The organism is Mesorhizobium sp. M7A.F.Ca.US.005.03.2.1 (assembly GCF_003997795.1).
Taxonomy (GTDB): Bacteria; Pseudomonadota; Alphaproteobacteria; order Rhizobiales; family Rhizobiaceae; genus Mesorhizobium; species Mesorhizobium ciceri.
In genome coordinates this window covers 1-10455 of record NZ_RZRP01000132.1, presented here as the reverse complement: position 1 = coordinate 10455, position 10455 = coordinate 1, and the positions used below count along the sequence as shown (strand labels likewise).

At 62.5% G+C, this 10455-nt stretch carries 13 protein-coding genes and 1 pseudogene; 6 read left to right on the top strand and 8 right to left on the bottom strand.

Annotated features, from left to right (window positions below):
- Positions 1 to 63 precede the first annotated feature (63 nt).
- The gene (gene petA / locus EN991_RS10320) at positions 64 to 624 is read right to left on the bottom strand and encodes a ubiquinol-cytochrome c reductase iron-sulfur subunit (protein WP_013529984.1); all 561 of its coding nucleotides are present in this window, start codon (positions 622 to 624) and stop codon (positions 64 to 66) included.
- A 314-nt stretch (positions 625 to 938) separates the two neighbouring features.
- Here petA and EN991_RS10315 point away from each other — a divergent pair, with 314 nt between their 5' ends.
- Positions 939 to 1283 (top strand): cupin domain-containing protein, encoded by a 345-nt coding sequence (locus EN991_RS10315; RefSeq protein ID WP_013529983.1) that lies wholly within the window; start codon positions 939 to 941, stop codon positions 1281 to 1283.
- Between the two features lie 3 nt (positions 1284 to 1286).
- On the opposite strand, the gene EN991_RS10310 is transcribed toward EN991_RS10315, so the two are convergent.
- From EN991_RS10310 to EN991_RS10290, 5 genes are read right to left on the bottom strand one after another with little or no spacing between them, the layout of a single operon-like run.
- The gene (locus EN991_RS10310) at positions 1287 to 1598 is read right to left on the bottom strand and encodes a DUF6665 family protein (RefSeq protein ID WP_013529982.1); all 312 of its coding nucleotides are present in this window, start codon (positions 1596 to 1598) and stop codon (positions 1287 to 1289) included.
- Position 1599: 1 nt separating this feature from the next.
- On the bottom strand, positions 1600 to 2079 hold the full coding sequence (locus EN991_RS10305) for a GNAT family N-acetyltransferase (protein ID WP_013529981.1): 480 nt from the start codon (positions 2077 to 2079) through the stop codon (positions 1600 to 1602).
- A gap of 4 nt (positions 2080 to 2083) precedes the next feature.
- Positions 2084 to 3967, bottom strand: a complete 1884-nt coding sequence (locus tag EN991_RS10300) for an ABC transporter ATP-binding protein (protein WP_032808649.1) — start codon at positions 3965 to 3967, stop codon at positions 2084 to 2086.
- Positions 3968 to 3977: 10 nt separating this feature from the next.
- Complete coding sequence (locus tag EN991_RS10295) at positions 3978 to 5864, bottom strand: ABC transporter ATP-binding protein (protein WP_013529979.1); 1887 nt, start codon at positions 5862 to 5864, stop codon at positions 3978 to 3980.
- Positions 5865 to 5893: 29 nt separating this feature from the next.
- On the bottom strand, positions 5894 to 6289 hold the full coding sequence (locus EN991_RS10290; RefSeq protein WP_013529978.1) for a hypothetical protein: 396 nt from the start codon (positions 6287 to 6289) through the stop codon (positions 5894 to 5896).
- A gap of 443 nt (positions 6290 to 6732) precedes the next feature.
- Here EN991_RS10290 and EN991_RS10285 point away from each other — a divergent pair, with 443 nt between their 5' ends.
- Positions 6733 to 7191 (top strand): tRNA (cytidine(34)-2'-O)-methyltransferase, encoded by a 459-nt coding sequence (locus tag EN991_RS10285; protein WP_127368690.1) that lies wholly within the window; start codon positions 6733 to 6735, stop codon positions 7189 to 7191.
- Between the two features lie 132 nt (positions 7192 to 7323).
- Entirely contained in the window at positions 7324 to 7797 is a 474-nt protein-coding gene (soxR, locus tag EN991_RS10280) for a redox-sensitive transcriptional activator SoxR (protein ID WP_063168847.1), read from the top strand.
- 103 nt (positions 7798 to 7900) lie between these two features.
- On the opposite strand, the gene EN991_RS10275 is transcribed toward soxR, so the two are convergent.
- Entirely contained in the window at positions 7901 to 8158 is a 258-nt protein-coding gene (locus tag EN991_RS10275; RefSeq protein ID WP_013529975.1) for a hypothetical protein, read from the bottom strand.
- Positions 8159 to 8272: 114 nt separating this feature from the next.
- On the opposite strand from EN991_RS10275, the gene hemF reads away from it, so the two are divergent.
- The 3 genes from hemF to EN991_RS10260 all read left to right on the top strand — a co-directional run bounded on the left by hemF (position 8273) and on the right by EN991_RS10260 (position 10145).
- Positions 8273 to 9187: an oxygen-dependent coproporphyrinogen oxidase gene (gene hemF / locus EN991_RS10270; protein WP_024504549.1), complete on the top strand. Its 915-nt coding sequence runs from the start codon at positions 8273 to 8275 to the stop codon at positions 9185 to 9187.
- A gap of 311 nt (positions 9188 to 9498) precedes the next feature.
- Positions 9499 to 9759 carry a DUF1344 domain-containing protein gene (locus tag EN991_RS10265; RefSeq protein WP_013529973.1) on the top strand — a complete coding sequence of 87 codons (261 nt, stop codon included), beginning with the start codon at positions 9499 to 9501 and terminating at the stop codon, positions 9757 to 9759.
- Positions 9760 to 9959: 200 nt separating this feature from the next.
- A complete protein-coding gene (locus EN991_RS10260; protein WP_013529972.1) occupies positions 9960 to 10145 on the top strand; it encodes a DUF1059 domain-containing protein in 186 nt (61 codons plus the stop codon).
- 1 nt (position 10146) lies between these two features.
- Here the strand turns inward: EN991_RS10260 and EN991_RS10255 are convergent.
- Positions 10147 to 10455: pseudogene (locus EN991_RS10255) on the bottom strand (CCA tRNA nucleotidyltransferase); the annotation flags it as partial.

Sequence of the window (10455 nt, the reverse complement as noted above, 5' to 3'; positions counted from 1 at the left end):
GTCCGAGACCGGTTTTGGGCGTATAGGTCGAGTGTCCCTCGCTCATCGAAATATCCCCCTGCCTCAACCGATAAGGATCTTGGTATCGGAAATGAACTTGAATACCGGAACCGCCATGTTCTCCGGCGCCGGGCCTTTGCGGATGCGGCCGGCGGTGTCGTATTGCGAACCGTGGCACGGGCAGAACCAGCCGCCGAAATCGCCTTCCTGGCCAAGCGGAATGCAGCCGAGATGCGTGCAGACCTGAACCATCACCATCCAGGCTTCCTTGCCGGGCGTGGTGCGATTGGCGTCGGTCGCCGGTGCGTCGGCCGGGAGATTGGCGTTGCGGGCGATCGGATCCTTGAGATCGGCCAGCTTGACCGCCTCGCCGTCCTTCATTTCCTGTTCGGTGCGGTTGCGGACCACGACCGGCTTGCCACGCCATTTGACGATCAGCGACATGCCCGGCGTCAGCGAGGCGACGTCGACTTCGACCGAGGCGAGCGCCAGCGTCGATGCGTCAGGGCGCATCTGGTCGATGAACGGCCACGCGAAAGCACCCGCGCCGACCACTGCGGCCATGCCGGTGGCGACGTAGAGAAAATCACGACGGTTGGGATCCTGGGTGTCGGTTGCGCTCACGGGTGCCTGATCCTTTCGCCTCTTCCGTGCCGGTGGCTGAGCCTTGTTCCCCGCTCAATTACGCCAACCCGACAGCGCATGGCGAACAGGCTTGCGAATTCCTCCGGCATTTGGACTTCGGTTTATGCGTGAAGCCCGTTTTTGTCCAGACGGGTGAAGGCACAAGGGCAGATTGTCGCGGGGACAAAATCCGCCGCCGGTCAACACGACGCCGGATAGCCGCCAACCATCACTAAACAATCGGGAAACACCCGCAAATCCGACGCCCTTGTTCGGCTCGACACAAGGCCCCAGCCGGGTCTATCCTTGTCATTATGGCACACGTCATAGACCGCGACACCTGGGCCGTTCGCTCGGACCATTGGAAGGGCGAGTTGCAATGTGGCGCCTACGGCTCCAACTCCTGCCTGATCTTCAACTATCTGCCTGATGTCGGCGGCGGCCCGCGCCTGCACACACATCCCTACGCGGAGATCTTCATCATCCGCCAGGGCACCGGCCTGTTCACTGTCGGCGACCAGGAAATCGAGGCATCCGCCGGCCAGATCCTGATCGTGCCACCCAATACGCCGCACAAATTCACCAATCTCGGCCCAGGCCCACTGGAAACGACCGACATCCACGAGAATGGCAGCTTCATCACCGAATGGCTGGAGTGATCCCTATTTCGCGCCGAGCCTGGCCAGCACCGCTTTCGGGATGTTGTATTCACGAATGACGGCATCGTGCTTGCGCAAGCCGCACAGCTCGCGCTGGATGAAATAGCCATGCACCGCCTCGGCGGCATCCTTGAGCAGAAGGGGGCGCAGTTGCTCGTCGGCATTGTCGCGCAGCCTGGCCAGCGTTTCCTCTACCCGCTGGCCGGCGCGGCCGAGTGCTGCCGCCTTTTCCGCCAATATTTCATGGCCGAGCGCGTCGAAGGCGGCTTCGGCGGCCGAGGCGCCGGCAAGATGAGATGGCGGACGCAAGGACATTTCAGCCTCCTTTCCCGAAAACCATGCGGTGTGTGACGAACTCTTCGCCTGCTACGCGCTGAAAGCCAAGCCGTTCATAGAAACCGAAGGCTTCTTGCGGCGCGCGGGTGTTCAGCATGGCGAAATGGTGACGTGCCCTGTCGACAACGGTTTCGACCAGCATCCGGCCAAGGCCGGCGCGACGGTGGCGCGCGCTCACAAACAGGTGCCGGACCCGGCCGTGGCCCCTGCCCTCGAAATAGGGATCGATGTTCAACCCGCACACGCCGGCGAGTTCCCTTCCATACCATGCTCCGTACAGCGCCTCCCCCCGTTTCAGGAACTTGTTGCGGCCACTTGCCCAGCCATCCGCAAGGCGTACCAGCATCCAGTAGCCTTCCAGCCGGCTCTCTTCCTTCAGCGTGTCGAAGGCCGGCATGGTCGGCCGGAGCCGCTTGAGCACGTAGCCGACCTCTGGGATGGCGCCTGTCGATCCACCCATGGAGCTACTCCGCCGGGCGCGTCTCTTCGAGCACGCTGTCTTCGTGATAGAGAAAACCGCCGGACTGCCGCTTCCACAGCCGCGCATAGAGCCCGTCGAGCGCCACCAATTGGTCATGCGTGCCTTGCTCGACAATGCGGCCGCCGTCGAGCACCACCAGACGATCGAGTGCTGCGATCGTCGACAGCCGGTGGGCGATGGCGATGACCGTCTTGTTTTCCATCAGCCGCGTCAGATTCTCCTGGATCGCCGCCTCGATGTCGGAATCGAGTGCCGAGGTCGCCTCATCGAGAATCAGGATCGGCGCATCCTTGAGGAAGACGCGGGCGATCGCCACGCGCTGGCGCTGGCCTCCCGACAGTTTGACGCCGCGCTCGCCGACAAACGCCTCGTAGCCGGCGCGGTCCCTGTTGTCGCGCAAGGTCAGGATGAACTCGTGCGCCTCGGCCTTTTTCGCCGCCGCGATCACCTCCGCATCGGTCGCGTCAGGCATGCCGAGCTTGATGTTGTCGCGCAGCGAACGGTGGAACAGCGCCGTGTCCTGGCTGACGACGCCGATATTGGCGCGCAGCGAATTCTGCGTAACTTTGGCGACATCCTGGCCATCGATGGTGATCGACCCGCTCTCGAGATCGTAGAGGCGCAGGATCAGATTGGCGAGGGTCGTCTTGCCGGCGCCGGACGGTCCGACCAGCCCTACCTTCTCGCCTGGCCTGACGACAAGGTCGATGCCGTTCAGCACGCCGAAACCTTTGCCGTAGTGGAACTCGACGTTCTTCACCGCGATACGGCCGCCTGCCACGACGAGTTCCTTGGCGTCGGGCGCATCGGTGAGGCCGAGCGGCTGCGAAATCAGCGCCTTGGAGTTCTCCAGCACGCCGAGGTTTCGCAAGATGCTGTTGAGCTGCATCATCAGCCGGCCGAGCAGCATGTTGAGCCGCAGCACCAGCGACAGGGTGAAGGCGACCGCGCCGACGGTGATCGAGCCCTCGACCCAGAGATAGACGGCAAAGCAGCCGATCGCCGTGATCATGATGCCTGACAGCGTGGTCAGCGCCATGCGCACGCCGGTCAGCCGGCGGGTGAACGGGCGCAATGCGTCGAGATAGATGTCGAAACCGTTCCTGATGTAGCGGTCGTCGCCATCGGCCGAGAACAGTTTCAGCGTCTGCACGTTGGAATAGGAATCGACGATGCGGCCGGTGATCATCGAGCCGGCCTCGGCTGTTTCCTCGGCATGCTTGCGGATTGCCGGCAAATAGAGCTTGGCCAGCCAGCCGAAGGCGGAAATCCAGATCACCACCAGAACCGCCAGCCTGAGATCGAGGCCTGCGACCAGCGCCAGCGTCGTCACCGTGTAGACGATCATAAACCAGACGACCTCGATGAAGCTTTCCATCAAGTCGCCGGTCGCCTGGCCCGCCTGCCAGACCTTCGTCGCGATGCGGCCGGCGAAATCGTTCTGGAAAAAGGCGTAGGACTGGCGCGAGACATGCCGGTGCGCCTGCCAGCGCACCAGATTGTAGAAGCCCGGCGTGATCGTCTGTTCGTCGACCAGCGCCGACAAGCCGACGACGACGGTGCGGATGACCAGCACCACCACGGCCATGAAAACCAGTTCAGGGCCGGCGGCGGCCCACAGTGCGTGCCAGCTGCGCTCGGCGGGAAGCTGGTCGAGAATATCGACCAGCCGCCCGACGAAGTAGAACAGGCCGGCCTCGACCAGCGGCGCGATGCCGCCGATGACCAGCATGGCGAAGAAGGCGAACTTCGCCTGGCCGACATAGTGCCAGAGAAAGCCGCCGACACTGATCGGTGGCCGAAGATTCGCCGGCTCCCTGAACGGATAGACCCAGTTCTCGAACCAGCGATAGACGGCTGTCATCATGCGGCGGCCATCATTCTGCGGCTTGCCTCTTTGCAAGTGCGTCGTTGGCGGCGTCGGCGGGACCGTCCTCAAGCAGGAACCCGCCCGACTGGCGCTGCCAGAGCTGCGCGTAGAGCCCGCCCTTGGCGACGAGTTCTTCGTGCGAACCTTCCTCGATGACACGGCCCTTGTCCATCACCACCAGCCTGTCCATCGCCGCGATGGTCGACAGCCGGTGCGCGATGGCGATGACGGTCTTGCCTTGCATGAGCTTGTAGAGATTCTCCTGGATCGCCGCCTCGGCTTCGGAATCAAGCGCCGAGGTCGCTTCGTCAAGGATAAGTATAGGTGCGTCCTTCAACATAACGCGAGCAATGGCGACGCGTTGCCGCTGGCCACCGGACAATTTGACGCCGCGGTCACCGACATGGGCATCGAAGCCCTTGCGGCCGCTGGCATCCGAAAGCCCTGATATGAAGTCCAGCGCCTCGGCGCGCCGCGCCGCCTCGACAAGCATCTCGTCGGTTGCATCGGGCCGGCCATAAAGGATGTTCTCGCGCACCGAACGATGCAGCAGCGAGGTGTCCTGCGTGACCATGCCGATCTGCGCACGAAGCGAATCCTGCTTCACAGCGGCGATTTCCTGGCCATCGACCAATATCTGCCCGGCTTCGAGGTCGTAGAAGCGCAGCAACAGGTTGACCAGCGTCGACTTGCCGGCGCCGGAACGGCCGACGATGCCGACCTTCTCGCCCGGCTTCACCGCCAGCGACAGGCCCTCGATCACACCCTTCTGCTTGCCGTAGTGGAAGCGAATGTCCTCGAAGCGGATCTCACCCCTGGAGACGCTGATCTCCTTCGCGTCCGGCCGGTCCTCGACAAGGCGCGGCAGCGAGATCGAGGCGATACCGTCCTGCACCGTGCCGATGTTCTCGAACAGGCCCGACATTTCCCACATGATCCATTGCGACATGCCCCACAACCTGAGCACAAGGCCGATGACCACGGCGACCGCGCCGATCGTCACTGCTTGCCCCAGCCACAGCCACAGCGCCATCGCGGTCACCGAGAACAAGAGCAGCGCGTTCAGTATGTAGAGCGAGCCGAAAAGCACTGTCACCAGGCGCATCGACCGGTAGACCGTTTCGAGAAAGCCGGACATACCGTCTTTGGCGAATGACGCTTCGCGGCGTGCATGGCTGAACAGCTTGACCGTCTGGATGTTGGAGTAGCTGTCGACGACCCGGCCCGTCATGATCGAGCGCGCATTGGCCTGTTCCTCGCCGACCTTGCCCAGCCGGGGAATGAAAAACCGCAGCAAAAGGATATAGCCGACCAGCCAGACGCCGAGCGGCGCGGCCAGCCGCCAGTCGGCCGAGCCGACGATGAGCAGCATGCCGAGGAAGTAGACGATAACGTAATTCAGGACGTCGATCACCTTGATGACGCATTCGCGCACGGCGAGAGCCGTCTGCATCAGCTTGGTCGCGATGCGGCCGGCGAACTCGTCCTGGTAGAAACTCATCGACTGCTTGAGCAGATAGCGGTGCACCTGCCAGCGGATGCGCATGGGATAGTTGCCCATCAGCGTTTGCTGGTTGAGGAGCGAATGCAGCCATACGGTGCCCGGCAGTGCGAACAGCACGATGAAGGCCATGCCGGCAAGCTTCCAGGCTTCCGTCTGCAGGAAGGTTTCGCGATTCTGCCCCGACAGCCAGTCGACGATGCGGCCGAGGAAGCCGAACATCCACACTTCCGCGATCGCGATGGCCGTCACCAGCACTGCATCGAAAAGGATATAGGGCCAGGCGCCGCGCGTATAATGCACGCAGAAGGCAACCAGCGTCTTGGGCGGCTCGACCGGTTCCGCCGCGGGGAACGGATCGAGCCTTTTTTCAAACCAGCTAAACAACAACATAGGTCATGCCTGTGAAATGTGTTTGCCGCTTACGCGGCACGTGAGCGTACGAAGTCCCCGGAACCCATGGCGTCGAGTGCCGACGGTCCGGAATCACCCGGACCGTCGGCAATGCTTCGCGCAATATAGGGGCTCGCGGGCTTTTCGCCGACAGCTGCGCCAGACGATCCTGACGACACGGTGCCGCCAGCCCGGTTTTTCGCGCCAGGCCGGATCAGCCGGATGATCCGGCGCACCAGCGACGGCCGCCCGGGATCGGGAACCGCGCGCGAAAAATCGACATCCGGCAGCATGCCGCGATGCGGCCGGCGGCGAACCTCGGCGTGAACCGCCGACGAATAGGTGTCGCCGATCAGCAGCGCCCAGGTCGGCAGTCGGTGGATATGCAGGCTCCTCGAGCCCGGTATTCTGTAGGGATCGAACATCGGTCCGTCCTCCGTGTGAAAATCGAGATAAAAAGGCGAAGCAATATCGTCCGCCGGCATTCGCCCGGAGGCACGCATTGCATCGGTCCGGACATGACGAGTGTCGGTCCGGACAGCTTCAGTTGGGGCGTTCAGCCCTTTTGACTTTTTGAAAAACATCGCAGGATTCCTTCGAGTGCCGAAAAATCGTTTCGGCGGGAATCGGTGCGATCAAGTCTTAGAGAGTCAGGAGAATCGTCGTACCGAAACCGCCGGCAGGCAGGTAAGCCCACGAGAGGGGCGCTGGATGTGCATGGTCATCATGAATTACCCCTCCATCGGTTCGGGTTGACAATGCTGGTTGTATACCCGACTTCGCAGAAAATGGCCACCCGCAGGTCCAGCAATTTCCAAAACCGCCAAGCCGCTGTGGCCGATCCGCCACTTATTAGAAGGACGCGGAAATGAACCGTCGTCTCCGCATCGCGCTCTACCAGCCTGACATTGCCGGCAACACCGGAACAATCCTGCGCTTCGCCGCGTGCCTCGGACTTGGCGTCGACATCATCGAACCGGCCGGATTTCCGCTCTCCGACAAGGCGCTCAAGCGAGCCGGCATGGACTACCTCGAAATGGCTGCCCTGACCCGGCATGTCGACTGGCACGCCTTCGAGGAATGGCGCAAGGCTGGTTCGCACCGGCTGGTGCTGCTGTCGACCAAAGCCACGACGGCCTACACCAGCTTCAGCTTCGCGGACGGTGACGTCCTCCTGTTCGGCCGCGAATCCGCAGGCGTGCCGGATCCTGTCCATCAGGCGGCGGATGCGCGCCTGACCATCCCCATGCAGGGTACGGCGCGCAGCATCAACGTGGCGCTCTCCGTCGCCATGGTGGTGGGCGAAGCCATCCGGCAACTCGGATAACGGCACTCCGTCTCCCGACATCTTGACCCAGGCGCACATCGCCTTCTCCTTCGTTTGCACATCCAGGGTTTCTTCGCTACAAGCTCAACTTAACTTGAGGTCAAGCAGAAAAATCGGGACGGAAAATCAGACATGGCGCCTGTAACGGAATTAACGGTTGGCCAGGTGGCCATGCGCAGCGGGGTGGCGGTGTCGGCGCTGCATTTCTACGAGGCCCGCGGCTTGATCCGCAGCCACCGCACGTCGGGCAACCAGCGCCGCTACGGCCGCGACGTGCTGCGGCGCGTGGCGATCATCAAGGTTGCACAGGAGGTCGGCATCTCGCTGGCCGAAATCGGTGCCGCACTTGAATCACTGCCCGAAAGCCGCACGCCGACGCGCGACGACTGGAACCTTTTGTCGACCGCCTGGCGCGACGGGCTCGATCACAAGATCGCCCAGTTGAAGAAACTGCGCGAAGGGCTGACCGACTGCATCGGCTGCGGCTGCATGTCGATCGACAAATGCCCGCTGCGCAACAAGGGTGACCGGCTGGCACGCGAGGGAACGGGGGCAAGGAGGCTGGTCGCTCTTCCTTCTCCCCGTTCACGGGGAGAAGGTGCCTGAACGCAGTGAAGGCAGATGAGGGGCGGCGCCAGCATTGAGAGGTTCGCGCCGCCCCTCAACCTGCCTGCCGGCACCCTCTCCCCGTAAACGGGGCGACGAAGTCCTAGTCGGCCGCAGGCAACCGCCTGATGGTGAACTCGATCAGGTCGCCCGGCCGCTCGAACCAGCTTTCGATCTCGGTCCAGTAGGCCTGCTTGGGAAAGCGCTCGAACCATTCCTTGGCCTTGAGCCGGGCATCGGAGCGTGGCAGCACGAAGGTCTCGCGCAGGAAACCGTCGCGCGGCATACGCACGCGCTCGGCACGGCTTTGGTCGAGCCTTTTCTTTAGGCCATCCAGCGGCGGTCTTGCCGGGGTGCGCACGAAACAACTCCTTGCACCGTAATGACACTTGACCCTGTCCCCTAAGAGATTAGGGATCGCGCCGGCAAAAGACGAGTCATTTGTGGGACTCGCCGCCCCAACCGGAGACGGCATTTGGAACGACCAGAAATACCGGCGGGCCTGCCCGCCGACATCGAACAGAAGAAGATGAAGGCGCGCCTCTGGTTCGAGGCGCTGCGCGAACGCATCTGCGCCACCTTCGAGCAGATCGAGCAGGATCTTGGCGGGCCGCTGGCCTCGTGGTCGCCCGGCCGCTTCGAAAAGACGCCATGGGAACGTGACGAGGGGCGCGGCGGCGGCGGCACCATGTCGATGATGCACGGTCGCGTCTTCGAAAAGGTCGGCGTCCACACATCGACCGTCCATGGCGAGTTCTCACCCGAATTCAGGAAGCAGATGCCCGGTGCCGAGGAAGACCCGCGCTTCTGGGCATCCGGCATTTCGCTGATCGCGCACCCATGGAATCCCAACGTTCCGGCCGTGCACATGAACACGCGCATGGTGGTCACATCCAGCCAATGGTTCGGCGGCGGTGCCGATCTGACACCGGTGCTCGATCGCCGCCGCACCCAGGACGACCCCGACACGGTCGCCTTCCACCGCGCCATGCAATTCGCTTGCGAGAAGAATGTCGCGGTGGCCGATTACCCAAAATTCAAGGCCTGGTGCGACGAGTACTTCTATCTGTCGCACCGCAACGAGCCGCGCGGCACCGGTGGCATCTTCTTCGACTGGCTGCATTCGGGTGAGGACAAGGGCGGCTGGAATGCCGATTTCAACTTCGTCCAGGATGTCGGCCGCGCTTTTCTCGTCGTCTACGGCCACCTTGTGCGCGCCAACTTCAACGAGAACTGGACCGATGGCGACCGTGACGAACAGCTCATCCGCCGCGGCCGCTACGTCGAATTCAATCTGCTTCACGATCGCGGCACCATATTCGGACTGAAGACCGGCGGCAATGTCGCCGCCATCCTCTCCAGCCTGCCGCCCGAGGTCCGCTGGCCGTAACAAAATGGTGAGCCCGACGTGAGCCGCATTGATGTCCCATTCGCTCGAAATGGGCATGGAATGTGGCACACGGTGCGGCGAAAAATTTCTTTTTCGTCTAATAGGCTCTTGAAAAGACTGGTCTATTTGTGGCGCGGGGTCGGGAAGCGCCGGCGGTTCGCCTGCGCGCAATTTCAGGAAAGTGCGAAACGGCTTTCCGACCGGAATTGCGTCAAGACAAAGCGAGCCGCGACCCGACGCGACCGGACGGCCCAAGACGACGCGGGACATCTTCGTCAAAAAGATACCCGCCTTTCCAGGAGTACTTCGCAATGCGCAAGATCATTGTTTCGGCGGCCGCCGCTGCCCTTCTCGCTTCCGGTTCGGTGGCGTTCGCCGCCGTCAAGCACACCACCGGGACGATCAAGACCTTTGACACGACGGCCATGAGCCTGGTCCTCGACGATGGATCGTCTTTTACGCTTCCCAAGACCTTCAAGGATCCTGGCCTGCAGGTCGGTGAAAAGGTCCGTGTCTCATGGGACATGAGCGGCAAGAAAAAGATTGCCGAGGCTGTCAAGATCGCCAAGTGAAGGCCTGCCCGCCAAAACGGGACGAGACGAGGGCGGAGCGATGCTGCTCCGCCCTTTTGCCGTTGACGGCAACCAATACCACCCCATCTGTGTTATGCTTCTCACCCGTTCGCGGTCCGCGGTTTCAACCCTGGAACCGGACATGGGCCAAAAAAGTGCCGGAGCCTCGACCAAGCTCCACGGAGAAAAGGAGAAATCTCATGAAGGAATTTCACTGCGGGTCGCTCGTGCCCGGCTGTGACTGGCACACACGTGCCGACGAGGAAGCCGAGGTCATGCGCCGTGCCGTCGAGCACATGCGCGAGACACATGGTGAGACGGTCATCCGCGAGACGATGATCGAGGCGATCCGTTCGCGCATCGAAAAGACCCGCGACGCGGCCTGATCTACCCGGCCTGCAAGGCTTCGGCGGCGCGCTTGAGGAGCGCGTCGCGATCAGGGGCAAACCCGGCTTCGACCCATTCCGCTTCGAGATTCCTGAGGATTTCGCCGAGTTTCGGGCCTGGAGTTGCGCCGAGCGCCGTCAGATCGGCACCTTTCAGCGGAAACAACGGCTTTTCCCATTTGGTGGCGAAGCCAAGCAGGCGCGAAAAGCCACCGGCTTCGAGCAGCGCCTCATTGTCCTCGACGGCGCGCATCCTGGCTGCCGCAAGCGACAGCCGCAGACGGTCGACAAACCCCTGCCGGTCGCCGCG

What these genes read in the sequence shown, in the direction of transcription:
- EN991_RS10300 (WP_032808649.1), bottom strand. Translation starts at nt 3,967, where the DNA reads ATGATGACAGCCGTCTATCGCTGGTTCGAGAACTGGGTCTATCCGTTC.
- EN991_RS10305 (WP_013529981.1), bottom strand. Translation starts at nt 2,079, where the DNA reads ATGGGTGGATCGACAGGCGCCATCCCAGAGGTCGGCTACGTGCTCAAG.
- EN991_RS10295 (WP_013529979.1), bottom strand. Translation starts at nt 5,864, where the DNA reads ATGTTGTTGTTTAGCTGGTTTGAAAAAAGGCTCGATCCGTTCCCCGCG.
- EN991_RS10260 (WP_013529972.1), top strand. Translation starts at nt 9,960, where the DNA reads ATGAAGGAATTTCACTGCGGGTCGCTCGTGCCCGGCTGTGACTGGCAC.
- soxR (WP_063168847.1), top strand. Translation starts at nt 7,324, where the DNA reads ATGGCGCCTGTAACGGAATTAACGGTTGGCCAGGTGGCCATGCGCAGC.
- EN991_RS10290 (WP_013529978.1), bottom strand. Translation starts at nt 6,289, where the DNA reads ATGTTCGATCCCTACAGAATACCGGGCTCGAGGAGCCTGCATATCCAC.
- EN991_RS10285 (WP_127368690.1), top strand. Translation starts at nt 6,733, where the DNA reads ATGAACCGTCGTCTCCGCATCGCGCTCTACCAGCCTGACATTGCCGGC.
- EN991_RS10310 (WP_013529982.1), bottom strand. Translation starts at nt 1,598, where the DNA reads ATGTCCTTGCGTCCGCCATCTCATCTTGCCGGCGCCTCGGCCGCCGAA.
- EN991_RS10315 (WP_013529983.1), top strand. Translation starts at nt 939, where the DNA reads ATGGCACACGTCATAGACCGCGACACCTGGGCCGTTCGCTCGGACCAT.
- EN991_RS10265 (WP_013529973.1), top strand. Translation starts at nt 9,499, where the DNA reads ATGCGCAAGATCATTGTTTCGGCGGCCGCCGCTGCCCTTCTCGCTTCC.